We start from the raw sequence: 23291 nt of genomic DNA on the forward strand, positions 1-23291 counted from the left end.
GCTAACACAATGGTGGACAGGTACTTGTTGCGTGCATATAGATAACATGTTAACTATTGCCCGACAAAAACAATAAGCCATTGTGGAGACACCCATGGGTATCCAACAGAGTGCACAACAGGGGCTCGACACCTGGAACCGCGACTTGCGTGCCATGTGCGGCCACTTCGACACCGAACTGGCCTTCAACCGCTCGCTGTTTATCGGCGAGTTCTCCCTGCTCGCCAGCGGCGGCCTGTCGTTGGCCAGCCTGCGTACCAATGCCGGGTTGATCAAGCGCCAGGCGACCAACCCCGACCGCGATAACGATCAGGATTGCTTTTTGGTCAGCCAGCGCAGCGGCTATTCGCAGATCGTGCAGAACGGCCAGCGGGTGCAACTGGCCCCTGGCGAACTGCTGCTGATGGACTCGGTGGGCTCCATTGAAATCACCCCATTCGGTTTGATCGAGCATGTCTCGCTGTCATTGCCGCGCACCCAGGTGTGCAAGCAGATGGGCAGTCAATCAAAGACCTTTGGCAAGATCTCCTCCAGCAAAGCCTGCGGGCGCATGTTGCATGTGTTGATGGACCAGTTGTGCAAGGGCAGCGAGGGTGCCGAGGACGAGGTTGAGGCGCTGCAGTGTGCCTTTGTGTCATTGCTGGGCTCGGCCCTGGAGCAGGACGATGACCCGCGCGAGGACGTGGGCGCGTTGCAGGGCAACAACCTGCGCAGCTACGTGCAGAAAATCATTGATGAGTCTCTGAGCCAGCCTGGCTTGAGCCCGGTGGGCCTGGCCAGCCGCTTGAACATCTCGGTGCGCCATTTGTACCGGCTGTTCGAAGAACAGGACGACAGCGTCTGCCGCTACATCCAGCGCGCGCGGCTCAAGCGCAGCGCCGATGACTTGATCAACCCGTTCCTGCGCAGCGAGTCGATCACCTCGATTGCCTACAAATGGGGCTTCACCGATTCCGCGCATTTCAGCCGTTCGTTCAAGAAGCAGTTTGAGCAGTCGCCCAAGGCGTTTCGCAGTAGCCGGTTGCAGCAGGTGGTAGGAATGGCCTGACCGCGACTTATCAATCAGCCCACCCCCAATGTGGGAGTGGGCTTGTGTGGGAGCGGGCTTGCCCGCGATTGCGGTATGTCAGATTAGAAGTACTTAACTGATCCACCGCCATCGCGGGCAAGCCCGCTCCCACACCAAGCAACGCAGTTATGCGACCGCGAAGTAGTGCTTGACGAAGCTCTCGCTGACCACTTCCCACAGCACGGGTGTGCCCTGGGTCACGAACCAGCTGTCACCGGCCTGGTAGCGGGTGGTTTGGCCGGTGTTTTCGTCGGTCAGGCGCACCTCGCCGGTGACCACTGTGGCTTGTTCATGAAACGGGTAGACCATGCGGAATTTGCCCTGGGTGGTGCCGAAATAGGCGCTGCTGACTTTGTCGGTGGGCGCACCAAAAGTCATTTTGCCGAAAGCCTTGAGCTCGCCGGCGAGGATCTCGGAGCCGAGATCGGCAACGGTGCCCCAGGCGTCGAGTTCAGACAGCTGGATATCTTTCTTGAGGGTAACGAGGGCCATACAGTTGCTCCTGAGGGATAAAAATGGAGTTAGCGGCGACCATTCCAGTAACCGGACAGTTGGTGCCAGGATTTGCCGGCGGTCAGCAGCAAGGGGCGGATTGCGTCCTTGCCGATAATCGTCGGGCGGTGGATTGAGCTGACCAGGTCATAGCGCGCCGAGCCTTCGCTCATGCCTTCGGCCAGGACCTTGCAGATGATGTGGCTGGGGGTGACGCCAAAGCCCGAATAACCCTGGACGAAGAACGCATTGCTGCGCCCCGGCAGGGTGCCGATCTGGGGGAACAGGTTGGGGCTGCAGGCCATCGGGCCGCCCCAGGCCAGGTCGATTTTCACGTCCTTGAGGTAGGGGAAGATCTTCAGCATCAACTTGCGGTTCCAGGCTTTCAAATCGCCGGGAATGTGCTCTACCAGCGGCGTGGCGGCGCCGAACAGCAGGCGGTTTTCGTTGGTCACGCGGTAGTAGTCGATCACCGGGCGGATGTCGCTGTAGGCCCCGCGAATCGGGCTTATCCGCTGGATCAGTTCTTCGCTCAACGGCTCGGTCATCATCTGGAACGCGTAGGTGTTGATGGTCGAGCGATGCAGCTCCGGCTCCAGCTTGTTGAGAAAACTGTCACAGGCCCACAACAGCTTGCTGGCCTTGACCGAGCCGCGCCCGGTGCGCACGGTGATGCGCTCGCCATAGCTGACTTCCAGCGCCGGGCTGTTCTCGAAGATCCGCACGCCAAGGCCGGCCAGGGCGGTGGCTTCGCCCAGCAGCAGGTTCAGCGAATGCACATGCCCGCCGCCCATATGCAACAGGGCGCTGCTGTAGGCGTCGGAGCCGATGATCTGCTGGACATCGGAGCCGCCGAGAAAGCGGATTTCATGCTTGCTGTTGATCGACTTGAAGTCTTTTTCCCAGGCCCGCAGGGTCTTTTCCTGACGGGCGTTGAAGCCCATATAGCCGTAGCCATGGCAGAAATCGGCGTCGATGTTGTACTTGGCGATCCGGTCTTTGATGATGTCGGCGCCCAGGTCACTGATCTCGAACACTTGGCGCAGGCCGTCTTCGCCGACGTCTTGCTTGATTTTCTCCAGGTCGTGGCCGATGCCGGCCATGATCTGCCCGCCATTGCGCCCGGTGCCGCCAAAGCCCAGGTAGCGCGCCTCCAGCACGACAATATTGGTGATGCCCTTTTCTGCCAGTTCCAGAGCCGTGTTGATCCCGGAAAAGCCGCCGCCGATCACGACGACGTCGGCCTCGATGTCCTGCTCCAGGGTGGGAAAGCTCAGGTTGTACTTCTTGGTCGCGGTGTAATACGTGGGGGTTTCAATAGTGATCATGGCGCAGCCTGAAAAGTGAAGGAAGGCTCTAAAGCAGATGTCTTCATTAGGGGCTTTGGCGGCAGCAATGTCTTGATCCTGCGTGCCGGAGCTTTTGATTCAGCGCGCCATGGACGTGCGCGACCATTAAGTTATAGCGCTTGCGCGGGGTGGGGATGTTAGAGTTTCGTTAAAACATTAACTAAATATCACGTGACCCTGACTCTATGCTCAAACCCCGGCAGTCCCTGACCCTCACTTTGCTACAGGCTCGCGAAGCGGCCATGAGTTTTTTCCGCCCCTCGCTGAACGAGCACGGCCTCACCGAGCAGCAATGGCGGGTGATCCGCATCCTCAATCAACACGATGAACTGGAGATTTACCAACTGGCGGAACTGGCCTGCATCCTCAAACCGAGCATGACTGGCGTGCTGGTGCGCATGGAAGCGTCGGGGATGATCCATCGGCGCAAGGCCGAGCAGGATCAGCGGCGGGTACTGGTGACCCTGGCGGACAAGGGGCGGGCGAGTTTTGCCTCCATGAGCCAGTGCATGGAGGCCAACTACCAGCGCTTGCAGGAGCAACTGGGGGAGGAGAAGTTGCAGACTTTGCTGGGGCTGTTGGATGAGCTGAAAAACATCAAGCGCTGAAACACGATCTCTCAAACACCACGCATCCAAAATGTGGGAGCGGGCTTGCTCGCGAAAGCAGTGGTTCAGTCACCGAATATATTGACTGACACACCGCTTTCGCGAGCAAGCCTGCTCCCACATCGGGTCCTGCGGCGTTTGAAGGTAATTAGTAGACGCCGCCAGTGCTCGCTGGCGCGGGTTTGTCTTTGAACGTGCCCACCAACCCCTGCAACCCACGCATCAGCACCGTGGTATCCACCCCCACCGCGACAAACCCCGCGCCCAGTTCGATGTAACGCCGGGCCAGTTTCTCATCGGCACTGAGAATCCCCGCCGCCTTGCCCGCCTGGCGGATCCGCGCAATGGCATCTTCGATTGCCGCTTGCACGTCTGGGTGCCCCGGATTGCCTCGGTGGCCCATGGAGGCACTCAAATCCGCCGGGCCGATAAACACGCCGTCCACCCCCTCGACGGCGGCAATCGCGTCGAGGTTGGCCAGGCCTTGCAGGCTTTCGATCTGCACCAGCAGGCACATCTGTGCATCGGTCTGGTCCAGGTAGCCGTCGATGCTGTTCCAGCGCGAAGCCCGCGCCAGCGCACTGCCCACACCGCGTATGCCCTGGGGCGGATAGCGCATGGCGCGCACCAGCTCCCGGGCCTGGGCGGCGCTTTCGACCATCGGCACCAGCAGGGTCTGCGCGCCGATATCCAACACCTGCTTGATCAGCGCGGTATCGCCGATCACCGGGCGAATCACCGCCGCGCTGGGGTAGGGCGCCACGGCCTGCAATTGGCCGAGCATGCCGCGCACGTCGTTGGGGGCGTGTTCGCCGTCGATCAGCAGCCAGTCGAAACCGGCATTGGCCGCCAGTTCCGCGCAGTACGCGTCCGCCAGGCCCAGCCACAGGCCGATCTGCGCTTCACCGCTGGCGAGCCGCTGTTTGAAGCGGTTGACAGGCATGTCCATGAATCAGTCCTCCAGGGGTCAGACGAAGCGGCAGGAAATCGAACCGAGCATGTCGTAGTCGACATGGAAGGTATCGCCCGGGCTCGCCGCCACCGGCCGGGTAAACGAGCCGCCGAGGATGATTTGCCCCGGCAGCAAGGTGACGTCGTAGGGCGCCAGCTTGTTTGCCAGCCAGGCCACACCCTTGGCCGGGTGGTTGAGCACGGCGGCCGAGACCCCGGACTCTTCGATCACGCCGTTGCGGTACAGCACCGCCGGCACTTTGCGCAGGTCGATTTCGGTTGGCCGCACCGCGCGGCCGCCCATGACAACGCCGGCATTTGCGGCGTTGTCGGAGATGGTGTCGAACACTTTGCGCGTGGCCTTGGTGTGCGGGTCGATCTGCTGGATACGCGCGTCGATGATTTCCAGGGCCGGGATCACCCACTCGGTGGCGTCGAGCACATCGAAAATCGTGCAGTTGGGGCCCTTGAGCGGTTTGCCGAGGATGAAGGCCAGTTCGACCTCGACCCGCGGCACGATAAAGCGCTCGAACGGAATGTCGGTGCCTTCCTCAAACAGCATGTCATCGAGCAGCGCACCGTAGTCCGGTTCGGTGATGTTCGACGACACCTGCATCGCCCGCGAGGTCAGGCCGATCTTGTGCCCGACCAGCTTGCGGCCGTCCTTGATCTTCTGGGCGACCCAGGCGCGCTGGATGGCGTAGGCGTCCTCGATCGTGATCGCCGGATGCTCAAGGGAAAACTGGCGTACCTGTTCGCGGCTGCGTTCGGCATGGTCCAGCTGGGCGGCGGCTTGCAGGATGAGCTGTGGATCAAGCATGACAAGGGTCTCTTACTGAGGGTTGACGATGGCAGCGTTGGTGCGCAGCACCAGCAGGCCGCCAAGGGCGATAAACAGCGCCAGCACGTACAGGGCGAGGCTGGCGCTCTGGGTGGTGTCGCGCATCCAGCCGATCAGGTAGGGCGCGAGGAACGAGGCAATGCTGCCAAACGAGCTGATCATGGCGATCCCGGCCGCCTGGGTGCAGTTGGACAGGAAGGCCGGCGGCAGTTGCCAGAACATCGGCAGCGCGGCGCTGGCGCCCATGCCGGCGACGATCAGGCCGCCCATCACCACCAGCGAGTTGCCCGGTGCCAGGCCGGCCACCGCGATCCCCGCCGCCGCCATCAGCAATGGCACACACAAGTGCCAGCGGCGTTCGCGGTTGCGGTCCGAGGAGCGTCCGCAGCCGATCATGAAGAAGCAGCCGGCCAGGTACGGCACGGCGCTCAGCAGGCCGACCTGGCTGTCGCGGCCGATGCCGGCGCCATGGATCAGGGTGGGCATCCAGAACGCCAGGGTGTTGACCGCCAGCATCACCGCAAAATAGATCGCTACCAGCAGCCACACTTGCGGGTCGCGCAGGATGCCGCCAAAGGAGGTGATGGATTTGCGCTTTTCCTCGGTGCTCAACTGTTCGCGCAATTGTTGTTTCTGCGCAGGCTCCAACCATTTCACTGTTTCAAAACTGTCCGGCAGGTACTTGAGCACCACCAGGCCCAGCAGCACCACGGGTGCGCCTTCGATCAGGAACATCCACTGCCAGCCGCGCATCCCGCCGAAGTCGTGGAAGTTTTCCAGGATCGCCCCCGAGAGCGGCCCGCCAATCACCCCGGCCATGGGCACGGCGATGGCGAACAGGGCGGTGATCTGCGCACGTCGGCGCGCCGGGTACCAGCGGTTGAGAAACACGAGGATCCCGGGGAAGAAACCCGCTTCGGCCACGCCCAGCAAAAAACGCAGGACGTAGAAGCCGGTGGAGCTTTCGATCCACAGCATGCTGGTGGACAGGATGCCCCACACCACCATCAGGCAGGCGATCCAGCGCCGTGGCCCAACGCGGTCCAGGGCAATGTTGCTGGGCACGCCGAACAGCGCGTAGGCGATAAAAAACAGACCTGCACCGAAGCCATACACCGTGTCGCTGAAATGCAGGTCGTTGCTCATCTGCATCTTGGCGAACCCGATGTTGATCCGGTCCAGGTGGGCAAACAGGTAACAGATCAGCAACAACGGCATCAGGCGCCAGGTGACAGTGCTGTGGGTGCGATCATGCTCGGCAAGGGTGACGCTGTGGGCGGTATTGGCTGTGCTCATGATGTTGTACTTTTTGTCTGAGAGGCCGTTGGGGGAGGCGGGGGGTCAACCCGCCTGGTTGCTTAAAAACGCGTGGACGTTGTTCTGTTTGAAATTCAACTGCGGGTGCAGCTCGACCATCTCGAAGGACAGCGCCAGCAGCCGTTGTGCCTGCAGGGCGGCGAAGTGCTCGGTGATCACCATGAACAAGGTTTCAGCCACCGCCTGACGGGTAGGCAGGTCGCGACCGTGGCCGACCTTGAGGGTCATATGGACGAAGGCGTAGTCGTGCTTGCCATCGGCCATGCGCCAGGTGTCCAGGCGCACCGCGCGGCTGCGGATGCCGCCGAGGGGGAACACGCCACTGTCTCCCAGCACCTGGTGGACCTTTTCAAACAGCCCTGGCAGATCGGCCTGGGGTTCGAGGTTGTCGGTGTATTCGGCGATGAAATGCGGCATGCAAAGCCTCCTTCTGTAGGCGATTTAATGTGGGCGCTGTGTCGCCGGGCGAGACAGCGCCCACATCTGCGGGTGTTGAATTCAGAGCGGGAAAATGGCGTTGATCTGGCCGGTGCCGGAACTGCCGAACGGCTCGGTGATGATCTCGGCCGGGCGGTTGTACTCAGGCCCGCCGAGCAAACCCAGGAGCATCGCGGTGTCGTGCATCTTGCCCTCGCCAAAGCAGTGTTCGGCGTAGTCCGGGAGCATCGCGCAGAACTCCTTGAAGCGGCCTTCGCGCCACATCTGCACCACGTGCATATCCACTTGCTTGTCGAACTCGCGGGTCCAGTTGTGGATGTTGGCTTCGGCTTCGCGGTCGTCGGAGAAGCGGTGCGACAGTGACCCGGAAGCCAGCACCAGCACCTTGCGATCACTCTTCTCGATGGCGCGGCGCACGGCGGCACCGAAGGCGAAGCTGTCTGCCAGGCGATGCCAGGCGCACCAGGCGGCGATGGAGATCACCTTGAATTTCTGCTCTTGGGGCACGTCCATGTGCATGTAGCGCATGGGCACCAGGGTGCCGTATTCCAGCTCCAGGCTCGGGATGTTGTGGTTCATGGTGCGCACCCCGGCCAGGTTGGCTTCGGCGGCAATCAGTTCACCCAGTTCCGGGCAGCCGGGGTAGGCGTACTCCATGTTCTTGATGAAGTGCGGCAGCTCATTGCTGGTGTAGGTGCCCTGGAAGCGCTCGCCACCGTTGACGTGGTAACCGCTGTTGACCAGCCAGTGCACATCGAATACCACTGCGGTGTCGGCCCCCAGTTCACGGGCGCGGCGCCCGATCTCCTTGTGCCCGGCAATCGCCGCCTCGCGGCAACCGTGGTGCTTGCCCGGTAGTTCCGACAGGTACATGGAAGGCACGTGGCAGATTTTCGCCGCCAGGACTACTTCACCCATGATCATTCTCCTGATTTCATTATTCTTGTTGGTACGCTACGGACCCTGTAGGAGCCAGCCCCGGCGGGGTTACACGCCCCAGCGCGGGATGTGGTGGCTGCCCATGGAAATGCACACGTTCTTGATCTCGGCGAACACTTCGAAGCTGTACTGGCCGCCTTCACGACCGGTCCCCGAGCCCTTGACCCCGCCGAACGGCTGACGCAGGTCGCGCACGTTCTGGCTGTTGATAAACACCATGCCGGCCTCGATGCCACGGGCCAGGCGATGGGCCTTGCCGATGTCCTGGGTCCAGATATAGGACGCCAGGCCATACTCGGTCTCGTTGGCCAGTTGCAGGGCCTCGGCTTCGTCCTTGAAGGGAATCAGGCACACCACCGGGCCGAAGATTTCTTCCTGGGCGATGCGCATGTTGTTGTTGACATCGGCGAACACGGTTGGCTGGATAAACTGCCCGCGTGCCAGGTGCGCTGGCAGGTTGGCCGGCCGCTCCAGGCCGCCTGCAACCAGGTTGGCGCCTTCTTCGAGGCCAATCTTGATGTAGCCGGTGACTTTGTCATAGTGGGCTTGCGTGATCATCGAGCCCACCTGGGTGTTCGGGTCTTGCGGGTCACCGACAATCAGGCGTTTGGCGCGGGCGGCGAACTCGGCGACGAACTGCGGGTACACGCTCTCCTGGATAAACACCCGGCTACCGGCGGTGCAGCGCTCGCCGTTGAGCGAGAAGATGGTGAACAGCGCGGCATCCAGGGCCCGTTCGAGGTCGGCGTCTTCAAAAATCAGCACCGGCGACTTGCCACCCAGCTCCATGGAGTACTTTTTCAGGCCGGCGGTCTGCATGATCTTCTTGCCGGTGGCGGTGCCGCCGGTAAAGGAAATTGCCCGCACATCCGGGTGACGCACCAGGGCATCACCGGCGGTGGCGCCGTAGCCCTGGATCACGTTGAGCACGCCCTTGGGGATCCCTGCTTCCAACGCCAGGCGTCCCAGTTCGTTGGCGGTCAGCGGCGACAGCTCGGACATCTTCAGTACCGCCGTGTTGCCCAGGGCCAGGCACGGGGCGGTCTTCCAGGTGGCAGTCATGAACGGTACGTTCCATGGCGACACCAGCGCGCACACACCCACCGGTTGGTACAGGGTGTAGTTGAGCATCTGGTCGTCCACCGGGTAGCTGTGGCCGTCCATGCGCGTGCAGACTTCGGCGAAGAAATCAAAGTTGTGCGAGGCCCGAGGGATCAACACGTTCTTGGTCTGGTGGATCGGCAGGCCGGTGTCCAGGGTTTCCAGTTCGGCCAGGTGCGGTACGTTCTGCTCGATCAGTTCGCCGAGCTTGCGCATCAGGCGCGCGCGCTCCTTGGCCGGGGTGTTGGCCCACTTCGGGAAGGCTTCCTTGGCCGCAGCCACGGCCTGGGCGACTTCTTCAGCGCCACCGCTGGCCACTTCACCAATCGCCTCGCCGGTGGCGGGGTTGTAGTTGATGAAGGTGTCTTTGCTTTCGACCTCGCGGCCGTTGATCCAGTGTTTGATCATGGGGTTCAAGCCTCTTTCCGGGCGGCGAAAAAGTCCGCCTCGCTGACAATTCGGTTGACCAGGCGGCCGACGCCTTGCACTTCCACCACCACTTCATCCCCTGGCACTACATCGGCCAGGCCTTCGGGGGTGCCGGTGGCGATCATGTCGCCGGGTTGCAGGGTCATGAAGCTGGACAGGTATTCGATCAGGTAGGGGATATCGAAAATCATGTCGCGGGTGCTGCCTTCCTGGCGCAACTCACCGTTGATCCAGGTGCGCAGGGTCAGGTTGCCTGGGTCCGGCACATCGGCCACGTCGACCATCCATGGGCCGACCGGGGTGGTGGCGTCGCGGTTTTTCACGCGCAGGTTGGGGCGGTAGTAGTTTTCCAGGTAGTCGCGGATCGCGTAGTCGTTGCACACGGTGTAGCCGGCCAGGTACTCCAGGGCGTCCTCGCGCTTGACGTTGCGCGCCGGCTTGCCGATCACCGCCACCAGCTCGCACTCGTAGTGCATATAGGCGATGTTGTCCGGGCGCCAGGTGATCTGGTTGTGCCCGGTGTAGGTGCCTGGCGACTTGATAAAGGCCAGCGGCTCGGTCGGCGGGGCGAAGGCCAGCTCGGCGGCATGGTCGGCGTAGTTCAGGCCCAGGGCGAACATATTGCCGGTGGCCGGTGGCAGCCACTCGACCTGGTCTTCGGCCAGCAGCCGGCCATCGGCCAGGCGCACAGCGTTATCGGCTTCGACGTGGACCTGATGGACCTGGCCTGCATAGCGGATACGGGCGTGTTTCATGGGTGTTCCTCGGCCTGGATGTGGTTGACCAGGCGGCCCAGGCCGCTGATCTCGACTTCGACGGTGTCGCCGGGCTGCACATCCACCCGGCCTTCAGGCGTGCCGGTGATCAGCACATCGCCCGCATGCAGGGTCATGAACTCGCTGATTTCGGCGATCAAGCGGGGAATGTCGCGCACAAAATTGGCCGTGGTGTTCTGCTGGCGCAACTCGCCGTTGACGAACAGCTTGAGGCTCAACTGATGGGGGTTGGCGATCTGCTCGCGGGCCACCAGCTCAGGGCCCAGGGCGCAGAACCCGTCGCGGCACTTGGCTTTGACGGCGGGGCGGTAGTAGCTGTTTTCCGGCAGGCTGAACTCATTGACGATGACGTAGCCCGCCACGTGCTCCAGGGCATTTTCCACGCTGACGCGGCTGGCGCTTTTGCCGATCACCACGCCCAGGGCCGGGCCCGGTTGCAGGCGTTCGCCGTGGGGCTGGAGCACGATGCCGTCATGGCTGTTGCGGGTGTTGGGGGTCTTGATAAACAGCACCGGCTTGACCGGCGGCTTCTGGTACGGCGGCTGCTCGAATTCGGCGAGACGCTGGTTCAGCAAGCCCTGGTAGTTCAGCGCGACGCCGAACAGGGTGCCGCTGGCAACATCATGCAGGGTACGGCTCATGGATTTCTCCTGGCGATGGCGACTGCTCTGGAGGCAGTTCGTTAATGTGTTAACTTTATAATTAATATGTTAACTACCGTCAAGCGTGGCAAAATCATCGGGTGCAAAAAACAATAAAGAGGCGCCTGTGAAACCGATCCCCAACATCAACATCGGCCAGGTCTACGACCAGCGCTACAGCGATGCCGACGTGCATTACGACCGGCTCGGCAACCTGGCGGGGTTTTTCGGGCGCAATATGCCCGTGCATCGGCATGACCGGTTTTTCCAGGTGCATTACGTCAAGAGCGGCGCCGTGCGGGTCTACCTCGACGATCAGCAGTACCTGGAATCCGGACCGATGTTTTTTCTCACGCCGCCCACGGTAGCCCATGCCTTTGTCACCGAAGCCGATGCCGACGGCCATGTCCTGACCGTGCGCCAGCAACTGGTACGGGCGCTGATTGATGCCGACCCGAGCCTTGCGCCCGGCCCGCAGATACCGCCCGCCTGCGTCGCGCTGGCACGCCTGGCACCCACGTTTGAGCCCGAGATCAAGCGGCTGGAGTGGCTGTTCGACGAGCTGTGCAACGAGGTCAACAGCACGGGCGCCGGGCGGGCGACAGCCCTGGAAAGCCTGACCCGCCTGATCATGATCAGCCTGCTGCGCCTGTGCGCCAATTCCCTGGAAGCGCGCCCGGCGCGCCACGAAGACTTGCGCATCTTCCATCGCTTCAATGAACTGATCGAAGACCACTATTTGCTGCATTGGCCGCTGTCGGCGTACGCCGAGCACATTGGCGTGACCGAGGCGCGGCTCAACGACGTATGCCGGCGTATTGCCGACCTGCCGTCCAAGCGCCTGGTGCTGGAACGGCTGATGCAGGAAGCCCGGCGCCTGCTGTTGTTTACCGGCAGTTCCGCGAATGAAATCTGCTACCAGTTGGGGTTCAAGGACCCGGCCTATTTCAGCCGGTTCTTCCAGCGTTATGCACAGATGACGCCGGGGGAGTACCGCCTGCGTCAATCGGGCCTGCGTTGATCACCACAGCGCCAGGCTGTAGCCGACGATGATGCGGTTTTCGTCGATATCACTGGTCAGGCCGTTGCTCGACCGCAGGGTCGCGTTGCGCAGCCTGACGTTGACGTTTTTCAGCGGTCCGCTCTGCACGGTGTAGGTCAGGTCGGTATCGCGCTCCCATTCGCGGCCATTGCGCACGCTGGCGGTCTGCACATGGCTGCCGTCCACATAGCGCGTCATAAAGGTCAGCCCCGGCAGGCCGAGGGCGGCGAAGTTGTAGTCATAGCGCGCTTGCCAGGCATCGGTCTCGGCCTTGGTGAACACATTGATGGTTACCAGGTTGACCGAGTAGGGGTCCATGCCGGGGTAGGCGAAATCGCCATGGCCTGACAGGTTCTGGTAGCCCAGGCCGAACTTGTGCGCCCCTGTCGACAGGCTCAGCATGCCGTTGAAGAACCGGTTGTCGATGCGCCCGCCATCCACCCGCGAAGCGCCGCGCAATTCATGGCTGCCCTGTTCGCGGGTATCGAAGTAGCGCAGGTCGCTGCGCAGGCTCATGCCGTTGCTCAGCGGCAGGTCATGCACCAGGCCGATGAAGTGCTGGCGGTAGATATCCTGCATCTGTGCGTAGTAGTAAGTCGTCGCCAGCTGTGGGGTGATTGCATAGGTGCCGCCGGCCAGGTCCAGGTGGCTGCTGTCGACGCCGGCGTAGCTCATCGCGTCGTTGCTGGAAGAGTCGCGCAGGTTCTGTTTTTCCAGGCGGCCGAGGTTCAGGGTCAGGCCGGCGATGTCCTGGGAGGTGAGCAACTCGCCGGTATAGGTCGAAGGCAGGAGCCGGGTGTCGTTGTAGGCGGCCACCGGCAGTTGCGGCTGCAGGGTGCCGGCCTTGAGCACGGTTTTCGAGACCCGCACCTTGGCCGTCAGGCCCAGTTCACTGTAATTGTCGACGGGCTGCTGGCTGGCGCCATACGGCAGCAGCCCGGTGCCACGGCGGTCGCGGCTGGAGTCGAGCTTGACCCCCAGCTCACCCAGGGCATCCACGCCAAAGCCCATCCGGCCTTCGGTGTAGCCCGACTCCAGGCGCAGCACAAAGCCCTGGGCCCACTCATCGGCCTTGTTCTGCGGCGCGTTGGTTTGGCGAAAGTCGCGGTTCATATAGAAGTTGCGCAGGTCGAGGCTGGCCTTGCTGTCCTGGATAAACTCGGCGTAGGCGCTCAAAGGGCTGAACGTAGCGCACAGGCCAGCGCTGGCCGCCAGGGGAAGGAGGCGCAAATGCATGACAGATTCCTTTTGTTGTTTTTGTAGGTATCGCCCTTCGGATCGCTGAAGGGAGTGGCATATTGTTAACATGTTATATTTATTATGGGTAGACAATTTGCGCTGCTTTAAAATAATTCGTGTCGAGGTTAACGAGTTTGTGTGGCGGCCGGCTTGCATGCCCGTGGAGCCGACCCTAAGCTTCGACGCTTCGATCTCTTTTGTGCGTGAGCCATGTCCACTCCCAGACCTTCCCTGACGCTGACCCTGCTGCAGGCCCGCGAAGCCGCCATGGCGTTTTTCCGGCCGTTGCTCAATGAACATCAATTGACCGAGCAGCAGTGGCGGGTGATTCGGATCCTGCGCCAGCAGGGCGAACTGGAGAGTCATCAGTTGGCGCACCTGGCCTGCATCCTCAAACCGAGCATGACCGGCGTGTTGGCGCGCCTGGAACGCGACGGCATCGTGCGTCGGCGCAAGTCCAGCGAAGACCAGCGCCGGGTGTTCGTGACCCTCACCGAGCAGGGGCAACAGTGCTTCGTCGAGATGAGCGCGGGGATGGAAAGCAACTACCAGAAGATCCAGGAACAGTTCGGCGAAGAGCAATTGCAGCAACTGCTCGACTTGCTCAACCAGTTGAAAAACATCAAGCCCTAAGCTGTTGCCGGCGATGGCGCCTCATACCGCGCCGCACACAGGTTGAACACTCATGGAAAGACGGCAATTCAGCGGCGGGATGAAAGGCAAGAACCTGCGCTACCTGAACGAAACCCCGGGCCAGGCCCAACGCCAGGTGCGTGCAGGGTTTGTGTTGCTGGAACACTTTTCCCTGCCGGCCTTCACCCAGGCGCTGGACACCCTGATCACCGCCAACCTGCTGCGCCCGGGGTTGTTCACTTCACGCACTTTCGGCCTGGACGAGCAGGAGGTGATCAGCGACCTGGGCCTGGTGATTCGCCCGGACGCGCGCCTCGACCATAACGCCCTGGGCGACCTCGATCTGTTGGTGATTTGCGGCGGCTATCGCACCCAGCTCAAGGCCGGTGAAAGCTTTATCGAACTGCTCAAGGCTGCGGCGCAACAGGGTGTGGTCCTCGCTGGCCTATGGAATGGCGCGTGGTTTCTGGGCAAGGCCGGGGTGTTGGACGGCTATCGCTGCGCCATTCACCCGGAACATCGTCCGGCCCTGACGGAAATCGCCAAGGCCACCCAGGTCAGCAGCGAGCCCTATGTGATTGATCGCGACCGACTGAGCGCGTCCAGCCCTTCGGGCGCGTTCCATATGGCCCTGGACTGGATCAAGAGCCTGCACGACAAGGCGCTGGTGGAGGGCATTGAAGATATCCTGGCGTTTGAGGAGTCGCGTTACCGGCGGATCAAGCCCGCCGAAAATATCTGCGTGAGTGCGCCGCTGCGCGAGGTGGTGCGCCTGATGGATGCCAACCTCGAAGAACCCCTGGCCCTGGAGCAACTGGCGGTGTATGCCGGGCGCTCGCGGCGCCAGCTGGAGCGCTTGTTCCGCGAGCAGTTGGGCACCACACCGCAGCGCTACTACATGGAGCTGCGCATCACCGAGGCCCGGCGCCTGCTGCAGCACACCGAACTGTCCCAGGTCGAAGTGCTGGTGGCCTGCGGGTTCGTGTCGCCCAGCCACTTCAGCAAATGCTACAGCGCCTACTTCGGCTACCGGCCTTCAAAGGAAACCCGGCTGGTGAAGTAACCCCCCATTTCTACGCGGAATGCGTCGCCGGTTTGCTCGCCGGTGCGCGCTTGACGCAATGCGCCAGCGCCTGCTCGATATCCGCCAGCAGGTCTGCGATATCCTCCAGCCCCACCGATAAGCGCACCAGTCCTTCGGCAATCCCGTGCTGGGCACGTTCCTCCGGGGTGTAGGTGGAGTGGGTCATGCTGGCCGGGTGCTGGGCCAGGGATTCGGCGTCGCCCAGGCTCACTGCGCGGCTGAACAGCTTGAGCGCGTTCATGAAGCGTTTGCCGGTGGCGATGCCGCCCTTGAGTTCAAAGGCAATCATGCCGCCCGACAGTTTCATCTGACGTGCTGCCAACTCGTATTGCGGGAAGGAGCGCAGGCCGGGGTAGGTCACCGACTCGACTGCCGGGTGGGCCTGCAAGGCCTCGGCCACGGCCTGGGCATTGCTGCAATGGCGATCCATGCGCAGGGCCAGGGTCTTGAGGCCGCGCATCAATAGAAAGGCGTCCTGGGGCGACAGTACGGCCCCGGTCAGGTCCTTCAAGCCCTGCAGGCGAATGCGCTGCGCCAGGTCATGGCGGCTGACGGCGATCCCGGCAGTGATATCGCCATGCCCGCTGAGGTACTTGGTGGCCGAATGCACCACCACATCCGCGCCCAGTTCCAGCGGGCGTTGCAGGTACGGAGTGCAGTAGGTGTTATCAACCACCATGGTCACGTTGGCTTGCTGGTGAGCGATCTTCGCCACGGCGGCAATGTCGATCAATTGCAGGTTGGGGTTGGCCGGGGTTTCGCAGTAGATCATGCGGGTCGCGGGGGAGAGTGCGGCACGCAGGGCGTCGAGGTCTGCCAGGTCGACATGGCGCACCTTGATGCCGAACTCACCAATGCCATGGTGCAGCAGGGCGAAAGTACAGCCGTACAGGGTCTGGCTGACGATCACCTCATCGCCGGGGCGTAATAGGGTCCAGAAGGTCGCCGCAATCGCGCCCATGCCGGAACTGAACGCCACTGCGGCCTCGCCGCCCTCCAGGGTGGCCATGCGTGATTCCAGCAGCGCCAGGGTCGGGTTGGAAATGCGCGTGTAGAAGTGCCCGCTTTCTTCACCGGCAAAACACCCCGCGCCGTATTCGGCGGTCGGGAAGGCAAAGGTCGCCGACAGATAGATCGGCGGCACCAGGGCACCGTGATGGTCTTGCGCATCGTAGCCGTAGTGAATGGCACGGGTAGAAAAGCCGAATGTGTTGTGTTTATTGTGCATGTCGGACACTCCTTATTTCCTACAATGCTATGCTCATAACCGAGGCAGAACGTTGCCTACTTTGCCGAGAAAAGCCTGTGGCGAAGGATAAAATCCCATAAAAATAACAACTTGAGGCAAGACATGCCCAGCAGCCTGGACCGTACCGACAAAGCCCTGCTCAACGCCCTGCAAGGCAACGCTCGCCTGACCGTCGCCGAACTGGCCGAGCGCGTGTCCCTGACCACCTCGCCCTGCTGGCGAAGGGTCAAGAACCTGGAAGACAGCGGCGTGATCAGCGGCTACCAGGCGATCCTCTCGCCCAAAGCCCTGGGCTACGGGGTTACGGCCTTCGTCAGCATCATGATGGATACCCATTCCAAGGAAATCGCCCGGGCGTTTGAACAGCGGTTGCTGGACATCCCGGAAATCGTCGCCTGCCATAACGTGTCCGGCCGCTATGATTTTTTACTGGAAGTGGTGGCCAGGGACCTGGAGTCCTTCGGCGAATTTGCCCGTGAGGTGTTGCAGACATTGCCGTGTGTGAAGGAAATCTACTCGAGCTTTTCCTACAAGTCGGTCAGGCCGTTGCGGGTGATTCCGTTGCCGGGGTGATGAGGCGCTCATGGGTATTGCGCAAGGCCGTGGTGCTTTCCTGCCGGCTTAAGAGATAAATCGTATTTCTTGCTCCGCTGTGACCCTTCAAGCCCATACGGTACTGCCGGATGCTAAAGGGCAGGGGGGCGATGTCTGGTTTGTAAGCAATGATAAAGATATGTCCGTGCCCAAAGCCCAGCTTGGTGATGCCGGTCGCCATACGCTCATCCATGAACTGGGCCACGCAATGGGGCTTACGCACCCCGGCAACTACAACGGCATTCTCGAACGTTCGAAGATCAACTCCCATGAAGACTCTCAAAGCCATAGCGTCATGAGCTATCGGGGCGAACGCACGACCTATGCCAATCATGGGGGCTTTCGGGCGTCGGCTCCCCAGCTCGACGATATTTACGCTTACCAATCCAAATATGGCGTCAATCACCAGACCCGCAAAGACGACACCACGTATGGCTTCAATTCCAATACCGGTCGTGACTTCCTGAGCGTCAATACCAAGCACGACAAAATGGTCGCCGCCATTTGGGACGGTGGCGGCAATGACACGCTTGACTTCTCGGGCTACAGCCAAGACCAGAAAATCAGTCTTGAAGAGGGTACGTTTTCCGATGTGGGTGGCCTAAAAGGCAACGTTTCCATTGCTTATGGCGCCACTATCGAGAATGCCAAGGGTGGGACAGGCAACGATTGGCTGGTGGGCAACGCCGCGAATAACGAACTGCGCGGTGGCGATGGCAACGACGTGCTCTACGGCGCCGAGGGCAGCGATAAGTTATGGGGCGGCAAGGGTAAAGACACCTGTGTCTACGGCAACATCAACGACTCCAGCGCCACGGCACCGGACCGGATCCAGGACTTTGTCAGCGGCGAGGACAAGGTTGACGTGTCAGGTATCAGGGCGCAGCTGGGTGATAAACCGTTGCAGTTGGTCAGCCGTTTTACCGGGGTGAGCGGTGAAGCCATCGTCGCCTATGACCGACAGTCGAACATGAGCACGTTGCAGATTTCGGGAAAACCCAACCAGCCGGCCTTTGTCCTGGAGGTGCAGGGAGAACTGCAGCGCAGCGATATCGTGAGCTGATCGCTAAAGGTGTCCAAGGACGGTGGGCCAGTCCTGGCTATTCAGTACACCCAGCACCTTGAGCTTGCCATGCGCATTGATTTGAACGAACAGTGAGCTGCCATATTCGGCGCCATCAGCGTGGGGGTAACCCAGCACCCGCTCCAGGTCACCGATGCATTCGCTGTGGGTGACCAGCAACAGGTTGCGCCCAGGGCGTTTGCGTACCGGCAGATCGTGGGCGAGGGCCGTGCCACATAAGGTCAAGCGGTCGGGCAATATCTGGGCATCGCCGAACATGAGTCGCGAGGTTTGCACGGTACGCGTGGTCGGGCTGCTCACCACATCGCTGTGGGACATGCCCAGGGTGTGGAACGCGCTACCCACGGCGACGGCCGAGACACCGCCGGGGCGGCTCAAGCCATCCGCAGGGCCCAGGCAGGGGTTGCCAGAGCGGTCGCAGCGTTCTTCATGGCGTACCAGCACGATCAGGTCGCCACTGCGCCAGGCCGCCAAGGCTCCCGAGGTGACCAGGCGATTGTCGATTCCCAGGTTCGGTGGCGTGGTTGGCCAGAGCATTGCGCCCATCACCACCAGGCACAGGGCGATGAGCGCAACGAAACGCAGCCATAACTGCTTGAAGGTTTTCGCCCGGCCCTCATCCGGGCAATTTATGTCAACCACACTCTTCACCCTGACACCTGAGATACAGCCGTTTGTGTTGCTGGGCAATTTAGGGGGCGGGGCGTGGTCGGCCAGTGAAAGCGATGTGAAAAAATTGCCTGGGTGGCTAGGGATAAGTCCCTCGCAACAAGGTCAGTTTCTCCTACAGCACTGATCACATCCTCCTTGCATCTATTTGAAAAAATACTGTACATACATACAGCATTATCCTACAGTCCATCCCAGGTGAACGGATTTCACCGCGCACCGACGCCACAATTTTTTAACTATGGATGGATAAAAAATGAAATCGAAACAAGCCTTTATGCTGGGCGCGGCCATGGCGGCCTCCTGCTTCGTTTCGGCCTTTGCCCTGGCCGAACAATACCCTTCGCAAGCCCCAGCCAAACTCTCCGCTCAGGCAGTCAAGCAAGCGGTCGATCAAGTGCTTAAAGTGGGGGGCAAGGTCCAGTCGTCGAAATTGTCGGTCGAACTCAAGCAAAAACTCAAGGCGGCCAAGGCAGCCAAGCCCAAGGCCCTGGCGAGCAAAGCCGCAGCCAGCGCTGCGCCCTTTGAGGCGGTGATCGGCGAGTTGCAAAAGCCGCAGCAGGATCAACTGCAAGGCGCAGCGATCGCGGCTTTTACCCCACAGTTTCCGACCCTGGATATCAACACCCTGTACACCCTCACCGGGGTAGAGACCGGGGCCGAAATCGCCTATCACTTCAACCTGCCGAAAAACGCTCGCATCCAGGTCCAACTGCTGAACCAGAGCGCCGGTACCGATATGTCGTTGAGCCTGTTCCATGACGATGGCCAGGGCAACCTGACGCTGCTGGGCACCTCTGATAACGCAGACAGCGCTGATGAATACCTCAACGGCGTGATGCCTGCCGGCGATTACTACTGGTACATGGTGGCCAAAGCCGCGAGCAATTCGCAGTTCAGTTTTGGCGTGGCGGTGGACAGCAATATCGACGCCTTCGAGCCCAACGACACCGCGCAAACCGCGTTCGCCCTGCCGGATGCCCTGAACCAGGTGACCGGCAACCTCGACAGCGTCAACGATGTCGATTACTTCGACTTCACCGCGCTGCGCGGCCAGGGTGTGGGCATGTTCCTTGGCGATGACGGCGAGGGCACCCGCGACCAGTGGATCTTCGAGCGCTTCGATGGCAACAATTGGGTGGTGATCCAGCCAAACAACACCTCCACCTACCCCAACCTCACGCCTGGCTACACCGTCAAGGTTCGGGTGCGGGCCAACCCGGCAGTGGCGCTCAACCCGCAGGCGCGATACCTCTTGTCTTTTGGCTCGGCGCCGCGACTGAACCAGAGCAATGTGAATGGCGATAACGTGGTGCGCATTCCCAGTTCGATCATGCAACTGGCCACCCAGGCTGCCCGTAGCCTGAGCTGGAGCACCCAATGGTCGGACAGCACCGGTGAGCCGTTGCGGGGTGTGACCCCGGTGCTGCGGGTCGACAAGCGCTTCGATAACACCATCAACTACCACTGGGTCAATTACGAGGCCAAGACCGGTATCACCGGCGCGGCCTCCGGCAATGTCGACCTGGGCACCTGCTCCGGCGATCTCAATGCGGTCTACCCGGACAGCTCGTCCGGCCAGACCTACAACTGGCGGACCTGGTTCAACATGGGCGGCTGGCGCATCGAGCTCAAAGAGTTCCCCGGTGTTGGTGTGGGCGGCAACATCACGCAGTACGTAAGCCTGGGGCATATCTGCAGCCAGACCATCGTGCGCTAACCGAAAACGGCTTGCCGGCGATCGCCGGCAAGTCGGCTTCTACAGCGCCAGTTTCAGTGGCAAGCGGGCCATGCTGGTGTTCTTCAGCGAGCCCAGGTACAGCCAGTCGCCATGCTCGCGCGCCGTGGTCACCGGCGAATAGTTGCCGGCACTGCCATCCTGCAAATTAGCGATCACCTGGCCATGCACGTCCAACCCCAGTACAAAGGCTTTGCGCTCAACGGGCTTGGGCAGCACCAGCAGCGCACGTACCACCATCTTGCGGATCGCCGGGTAACCGGCCAAGCCATCAAGCAGCGGGTTACGCGGTGAATACAGGGCTACCCAGAACCGATCCCGGCCGTTGAAGGTGAGGTTGTCCGGCAACCCTGGCAGGTTGTCGATAAACAGGTCATGGGTGCCCGCCTTGTCGCCCTTGAGCCAATAGCGACTGATGCGATAGGCCCCGGTCTCATTGACCAGCACATAGGCCTCATCCGGCCCCAGCGCCACGCCGTTGGCAAATTGCAGTTGATCGAGCAACACCTCGGTCTGGCCGTTGCTGAAGTCATAGCGCAACAAGCGGCCATCGCCACCATGCTCGATCACCGCTTCACCATCCTGGCCATAGCCCCAGCGGCTCGACGCGTCGCTGAAGTAGGCGTAGCGCCCGGCCGCATCCACCGTCACATCATCGGTAAAGCCGAAGGGCAGGCCATTGGCGCTGGTCGTCAGGCTGGTCAGTTTGCGCTGGTCGTCCAGTGCCAGCAGGCCCTTGACCCCGTCGGCAATGATCAGCCGCCCGTCCGGGTGTTGCGCCAGGCCCAGCGGCCGCCCCCCGGTATGGGCCAGCACCTCCAGGGTCTGGCTGTCGGGTGCGGTGCGGATGATCCGCCCGTCATGCAGGCCGGTGATCAGAAAACCCTCAGCATCCACCAGCAACGCTTCAGGCCCGTCGATGCCCAGGGCACCGATACGCTGGACGTCCTTCAGGCGCTGGTTTTCGCTGTAGGGCCCATCCTTCAGCGAGGGTGCCTTGGGTGGTGTCCAGTTGACCGGTTGCACCTGGGTGGGCATCAGCAGCAGGAAGGCCACGACGACGATCAATACCAGGAGCAGCAAGTGACGGATTTTTTGATTCATGGTGTGTCCCGAGGGGCTTTGGAGGGGGGCGTGACCGGCTCCCAGTGCAACGTGCCGAACAGATAGTCCATCAGCGGCAGCACAATGTTGAAGTTGCGCCCTTGCATCAACTCACGGCGGTGGTGCAACGCATGGAGCTGGTGCATGTGCCGGATCCACGGCAGGCGTGCCAGGGGATGGTCGGAGGGCAGATGTTCACAGGCATGGAAGGTTTCGTAGAGCAGGTAACCGAGGATCATACACCCGGCGAACAACCCCGCCACGTTGGGGTTTAACTGCTTGAGCAGCCACCAGGCGGGGAGGGTGATGGCAAGGCTATGGACAACGATCAGCCAGGCGGGAAACAGGATCACCCGCCAGTCCCTGGTGCTGTCGTAGGTCATATGGCCAGGGGTGAAAAAACTGTGGTGATCGCCGGTGTGGCGTGCATAGAACAGCTTGGCGACAGCGTGTTTGTGATGGCCCAGGTGGCGGTGGACGAGGTAGATGCACAGGTTGAAGAACACCAGGGTCAGGGGGATGGTCAGCCATTCCCAGGCCTGAATGTGCTGGGTGCTGCCCCATGCCAGGAGGATGCAGGACAAACCGTAGAGCAGTACAAAACCGGCATGCAGCCACGGGTTATAGCGTGGGTGGACAGCGGCACGGTAGCGTTCGCGAAAGGCCTCGGTGGGATGGGTCATGGCGTCGCTCGTTGTATTTTTTGTTGGTGAGTGAGCTTAGTCCGGCCTGAGGATTTTGCGAGCTGAGCTTGCCCCTGTGGGCGCTGGCTTGTCGGGTCGCCACATCGCTGCGATCACGCCAGTAAGAACACCCCGGGTGTGCGCCTTAACGACCCACGCGAGCATGCCCACACCCACAAGGGATATCGCAAGGGGCTTGCACCCACCTCATTTCCTTGCTAGCTTCTGGCAAAATGTTAACGATAACATTTGCTCTAAAAATAAAAACAAAACAGAGAACCACGCCATGAAAATGCTTCGCAAAACCCTGTGTTTGTTGGCTTTAAGCATCTCCACCGTCGCCCTGGCCGACACCAAGCCTGCCCCCATGCGCATCGGCGCTTCCTTCCAGGAAATCAACAACCCGTACTTCGTCACCATGAAAGACGCCCTGCAAGAAGCGGCGGCGACCATCGGTGCGCAATTGATCATCACCGATGCCCGCCACGACGTGTCCAAGCAGGTCAGTGACGTGGAAGACATGCTGCAAAAGGGCATCGACATCCTGCTGATCAACCCCACGGATTCGGTCGGCGTACAGTCCGCCGTCAAATCGGCCCACGCCGCGGGTGTGGTGGTGGTTGCAGTGGATGCCCAGGCCGAGGGGCCGCTGGATTCCTTTGTTGGCTCGAAAAACTTCGACGCCGGCTTCCAGGCCTGTGAATACCTGGCCAAGAGCATCGGCGACCAAGGCAATATCGCGATCCTCGACGGCATCGCCGTGGTACCGATCCTCGAGCGCGTGCGCGGTTGCAAGGAAGCCGTGGCCAAGCACCCGCAGATCAAGATCGTCAGCATCCAGAACGGCAAGCAGGAACGTGACCAGGCGCTGAGCGTGACCGAAAACATGCTCCAGGCCCAACCCACCCTCAAGGGCATTTTCAGCGTCAATGACAACGGCTCCCTCGGCGCACTGTCGGCCATCGAGGCCAGCGGCATGGACGTCAAGCTGGTCAGCGTCGATGGCGCACCGGAAGCGATCAAGGCCATCCTCAAGCCAGGCAGCAAGTTTATTGCCACCTCGGCGCAGTACCCCCGCGACCAGATCCGCCTGGCCCTGGGCATCGCCCTGGCGAAGAAGTGGGGCTCCCATGTCCCCGCCAGTATCCCGGTGGACATCGCCCTGATCGACCAGGCCAAGGCCAAGGATTTCAGCTGGTAAACCGTCCATGCCCCACGTCA

24 protein-coding genes are annotated in these 23291 nt (G+C 61.3%); 9 read left to right on the forward strand and 15 right to left on the reverse strand.

The features are described from left to right. Positions 1–94: 94 nt before the first annotated feature. On the forward strand, positions 95–1048 hold the full coding sequence (gene feaR / locus JFT44_RS17095) for a transcriptional regulator FeaR (RefSeq protein ID WP_198830946.1): 954 nt from the start codon (positions 95–97) through the stop codon (positions 1046–1048). Between the two features lie 147 nt (positions 1049–1195). On the opposite strand, the gene JFT44_RS17100 is transcribed toward feaR, so the two are convergent. Both JFT44_RS17100 and JFT44_RS17105 read right to left on the reverse strand, forming a co-directional pair. Continuing rightward, on the reverse strand, positions 1196–1561 hold the full coding sequence (locus tag JFT44_RS17100; RefSeq protein WP_057441665.1) for a cupin domain-containing protein: 366 nt from the start codon (positions 1559–1561) through the stop codon (positions 1196–1198). A 29-nt stretch (positions 1562–1590) separates the two neighbouring features. Continuing rightward, entirely contained in the window at positions 1591–2889 is a 1299-nt protein-coding gene (locus tag JFT44_RS17105; protein WP_057441663.1) for an FAD-binding oxidoreductase, read from the reverse strand. A gap of 206 nt (positions 2890–3095) precedes the next feature. On the opposite strand from JFT44_RS17105, the gene hpaR (JFT44_RS17110) reads away from it, so the two are divergent. Continuing rightward, complete coding sequence (hpaR, locus tag JFT44_RS17110) at positions 3096–3518, forward strand: homoprotocatechuate degradation operon regulator HpaR (protein WP_198830947.1); 423 nt, start codon at positions 3096–3098, stop codon at positions 3516–3518. A 148-nt stretch (positions 3519–3666) separates the two neighbouring features. Here hpaR (JFT44_RS17110) and hpaI read toward each other — a convergent pair whose 3' ends face one another. The 8 genes from hpaI to JFT44_RS17150 form a co-directional block, all read right to left on the reverse strand. Continuing rightward, complete coding sequence (hpaI, locus tag JFT44_RS17115) at positions 3667–4467, reverse strand: 4-hydroxy-2-oxoheptanedioate aldolase (protein ID WP_198830948.1); 801 nt, start codon at positions 4465–4467, stop codon at positions 3667–3669. An 18-nt stretch (positions 4468–4485) separates the two neighbouring features. Further along, on the reverse strand, positions 4486–5289 hold the full coding sequence (gene hpaH / locus JFT44_RS17120; protein ID WP_198830949.1) for a 2-oxo-hept-4-ene-1,7-dioate hydratase: 804 nt from the start codon (positions 5287–5289) through the stop codon (positions 4486–4488). Between the two features lie 12 nt (positions 5290–5301). Beyond that, positions 5302–6606 (reverse strand): MFS transporter, encoded by a 1305-nt coding sequence (locus JFT44_RS17125; protein WP_057441655.1) that lies wholly within the window; start codon positions 6604–6606, stop codon positions 5302–5304. Between the two features lie 45 nt (positions 6607–6651). Beyond that, positions 6652–7044: a 5-carboxymethyl-2-hydroxymuconate Delta-isomerase gene (locus JFT44_RS17130; protein ID WP_057441653.1), complete on the reverse strand. Its 393-nt coding sequence runs from the start codon at positions 7042–7044 to the stop codon at positions 6652–6654. Positions 7045–7125: 81 nt separating this feature from the next. Further along, a complete protein-coding gene (hpaD, locus tag JFT44_RS17135) occupies positions 7126–7983 on the reverse strand; it encodes a 3,4-dihydroxyphenylacetate 2,3-dioxygenase (RefSeq protein WP_057441719.1) in 858 nt (285 codons plus the stop codon). A 69-nt stretch (positions 7984–8052) separates the two neighbouring features. Further along, the gene (gene hpaE / locus JFT44_RS17140; protein WP_057441651.1) at positions 8053–9513 is read right to left on the reverse strand and encodes a 5-carboxymethyl-2-hydroxymuconate semialdehyde dehydrogenase; all 1461 of its coding nucleotides are present in this window, start codon (positions 9511–9513) and stop codon (positions 8053–8055) included. A gap of 5 nt (positions 9514–9518) precedes the next feature. Further along, positions 9519–10289 carry a fumarylacetoacetate hydrolase family protein gene (locus JFT44_RS17145; protein WP_057441649.1) on the reverse strand — a complete coding sequence of 257 codons (771 nt, stop codon included), beginning with the start codon at positions 10287–10289 and terminating at the stop codon, positions 9519–9521. Further along, positions 10286–10951 (reverse strand): fumarylacetoacetate hydrolase family protein, encoded by a 666-nt coding sequence (locus JFT44_RS17150; protein WP_198830950.1) that lies wholly within the window; start codon positions 10949–10951, stop codon positions 10286–10288. Before JFT44_RS17150 ends, JFT44_RS17145 begins: the two co-directional genes overlap by 4 nt. Positions 10952–11078: 127 nt before the next feature. Here JFT44_RS17150 and hpaA point away from each other — a divergent pair, with 127 nt between their 5' ends. Continuing rightward, positions 11079–11972, forward strand: a complete 894-nt coding sequence (gene hpaA / locus JFT44_RS17155; protein ID WP_057441645.1) for a 4-hydroxyphenylacetate catabolism regulatory protein HpaA — start codon at positions 11079–11081, stop codon at positions 11970–11972. On the opposite strand, the gene JFT44_RS17160 is transcribed toward hpaA, so the two are convergent. After that, positions 11973–13229, reverse strand: a complete 1257-nt coding sequence (locus tag JFT44_RS17160; protein ID WP_198830951.1) for an OprD family porin — start codon at positions 13227–13229, stop codon at positions 11973–11975. 213 nt (positions 13230–13442) lie between these two features. Between JFT44_RS17160 and hpaR (JFT44_RS17165) the strand changes: the two genes are divergently transcribed. Then, positions 13443–13865 (forward strand): homoprotocatechuate degradation operon regulator HpaR, encoded by a 423-nt coding sequence (gene hpaR / locus JFT44_RS17165; protein WP_057441641.1) that lies wholly within the window; start codon positions 13443–13445, stop codon positions 13863–13865. A 52-nt stretch (positions 13866–13917) separates the two neighbouring features. Further along, a complete protein-coding gene (locus JFT44_RS17170) occupies positions 13918–14928 on the forward strand; it encodes a GlxA family transcriptional regulator (protein WP_120733581.1) in 1011 nt (336 codons plus the stop codon). A gap of 10 nt (positions 14929–14938) precedes the next feature. Here the strand turns inward: JFT44_RS17170 and JFT44_RS17175 are convergent, their stop codons facing one another. Next, positions 14939–16177, reverse strand: a complete 1239-nt coding sequence (locus tag JFT44_RS17175) for a methionine gamma-lyase (protein ID WP_115128595.1) — start codon at positions 16175–16177, stop codon at positions 14939–14941. A 123-nt stretch (positions 16178–16300) separates the two neighbouring features. On the opposite strand from JFT44_RS17175, the gene JFT44_RS17180 reads away from it, so the two are divergent. Beyond that, positions 16301–16771, forward strand: a complete 471-nt coding sequence (locus tag JFT44_RS17180; protein ID WP_032863716.1) for an Lrp/AsnC family transcriptional regulator — start codon at positions 16301–16303, stop codon at positions 16769–16771. Positions 16772–16937: 166 nt separating this feature from the next. Continuing rightward, a complete protein-coding gene (locus JFT44_RS17185) occupies positions 16938–17855 on the forward strand; it encodes a M10 family metallopeptidase C-terminal domain-containing protein (protein WP_307830245.1) in 918 nt (305 codons plus the stop codon). Positions 17856–17858: 3 nt separating this feature from the next. On the opposite strand, the gene JFT44_RS17190 is transcribed toward JFT44_RS17185, so the two are convergent. Continuing rightward, positions 17859–18518 (reverse strand): histidine phosphatase family protein, encoded by a 660-nt coding sequence (locus JFT44_RS17190; protein WP_239688434.1) that lies wholly within the window; start codon positions 18516–18518, stop codon positions 17859–17861. A gap of 283 nt (positions 18519–18801) precedes the next feature. Between JFT44_RS17190 and JFT44_RS17195 the strand changes: the two genes are divergently transcribed. Beyond that, the gene (locus JFT44_RS17195) at positions 18802–20265 is read left to right on the forward strand and encodes a hypothetical protein (RefSeq protein ID WP_198830952.1); all 1464 of its coding nucleotides are present in this window, start codon (positions 18802–18804) and stop codon (positions 20263–20265) included. A 39-nt stretch (positions 20266–20304) separates the two neighbouring features. Here the strand turns inward: JFT44_RS17195 and JFT44_RS17200 are convergent, their stop codons facing one another. Further along, entirely contained in the window at positions 20305–21387 is a 1083-nt protein-coding gene (locus tag JFT44_RS17200; protein WP_120733578.1) for an SMP-30/gluconolactonase/LRE family protein, read from the reverse strand. Next, positions 21384–22070, reverse strand: a complete 687-nt coding sequence (locus JFT44_RS17205) for a sterol desaturase family protein (RefSeq protein WP_057960113.1) — start codon at positions 22068–22070, stop codon at positions 21384–21386. Before JFT44_RS17205 ends, JFT44_RS17200 begins: the two co-directional genes overlap by 4 nt. Before the next feature lie 286 nt (positions 22071–22356). Here JFT44_RS17205 and JFT44_RS17210 point away from each other — a divergent pair, with 286 nt between their 5' ends. After that, positions 22357–23271, forward strand: a complete 915-nt coding sequence (locus JFT44_RS17210; RefSeq protein WP_057444288.1) for a substrate-binding domain-containing protein — start codon at positions 22357–22359, stop codon at positions 23269–23271. The last annotated feature ends 20 nt before the right edge of the window (positions 23272–23291 follow it).

This window comes from Pseudomonas sp. MF5691 (assembly GCF_016405645.1).
GTDB classification, from domain to species: Bacteria; Pseudomonadota; Gammaproteobacteria; order Pseudomonadales; family Pseudomonadaceae; genus Aquipseudomonas; species Aquipseudomonas shahriarae.

Bases quoted from the DNA above. Each gene is read 5' to 3' on its own strand.
- feaR (WP_198830946.1), top strand. From the start codon at position 95: ATGGGTATCCAACAGAGTGCACAACAGGGGCTCGACACCTGGAACCGC.
- JFT44_RS17100 (WP_057441665.1), bottom strand. From the start codon at position 1,561: ATGGCCCTCGTTACCCTCAAGAAAGATATCCAGCTGTCTGAACTCGAC.
- JFT44_RS17105 (WP_057441663.1), bottom strand. From the start codon at position 2,889: ATGATCACTATTGAAACCCCCACGTATTACACCGCGACCAAGAAGTAC.
- hpaR (WP_198830947.1), top strand. From the start codon at position 3,096: ATGCTCAAACCCCGGCAGTCCCTGACCCTCACTTTGCTACAGGCTCGC.
- hpaI (WP_198830948.1), bottom strand. From the start codon at position 4,467: ATGGACATGCCTGTCAACCGCTTCAAACAGCGGCTCGCCAGCGGTGAA.
- hpaH (WP_198830949.1), bottom strand. From the start codon at position 5,289: ATGCTTGATCCACAGCTCATCCTGCAAGCCGCCGCCCAGCTGGACCAT.
- JFT44_RS17125 (WP_057441655.1), bottom strand. From the start codon at position 6,606: ATGAGCACAGCCAATACCGCCCACAGCGTCACCCTTGCCGAGCATGAT.
- JFT44_RS17130 (WP_057441653.1), bottom strand. From the start codon at position 7,044: ATGCCGCATTTCATCGCCGAATACACCGACAACCTCGAACCCCAGGCC.
- hpaD (WP_057441719.1), bottom strand. From the start codon at position 7,983: ATGGGTGAAGTAGTCCTGGCGGCGAAAATCTGCCACGTGCCTTCCATG.
- hpaE (WP_057441651.1), bottom strand. From the start codon at position 9,513: ATGATCAAACACTGGATCAACGGCCGCGAGGTCGAAAGCAAAGACACC.
- JFT44_RS17145 (WP_057441649.1), bottom strand. From the start codon at position 10,289: ATGAAACACGCCCGTATCCGCTATGCAGGCCAGGTCCATCAGGTCCAC.
- JFT44_RS17150 (WP_198830950.1), bottom strand. From the start codon at position 10,951: ATGAGCCGTACCCTGCATGATGTTGCCAGCGGCACCCTGTTCGGCGTC.
- JFT44_RS17160 (WP_198830951.1), bottom strand. From the start codon at position 13,229: ATGCATTTGCGCCTCCTTCCCCTGGCGGCCAGCGCTGGCCTGTGCGCT.
- hpaR (WP_057441641.1), top strand. From the start codon at position 13,443: ATGTCCACTCCCAGACCTTCCCTGACGCTGACCCTGCTGCAGGCCCGC.
- JFT44_RS17170 (WP_120733581.1), top strand. From the start codon at position 13,918: ATGGAAAGACGGCAATTCAGCGGCGGGATGAAAGGCAAGAACCTGCGC.
- JFT44_RS17175 (WP_115128595.1), bottom strand. From the start codon at position 16,177: ATGCACAATAAACACAACACATTCGGCTTTTCTACCCGTGCCATTCAC.
- JFT44_RS17180 (WP_032863716.1), top strand. From the start codon at position 16,301: ATGCCCAGCAGCCTGGACCGTACCGACAAAGCCCTGCTCAACGCCCTG.
- JFT44_RS17195 (WP_198830952.1), top strand. From the start codon at position 18,802: ATGAAATCGAAACAAGCCTTTATGCTGGGCGCGGCCATGGCGGCCTCC.
- JFT44_RS17200 (WP_120733578.1), bottom strand. From the start codon at position 21,387: ATGAATCAAAAAATCCGTCACTTGCTGCTCCTGGTATTGATCGTCGTC.
- JFT44_RS17205 (WP_057960113.1), bottom strand. From the start codon at position 22,070: ATGACCCATCCCACCGAGGCCTTTCGCGAACGCTACCGTGCCGCTGTC.
- JFT44_RS17210 (WP_057444288.1), top strand. From the start codon at position 22,357: ATGAAAATGCTTCGCAAAACCCTGTGTTTGTTGGCTTTAAGCATCTCC.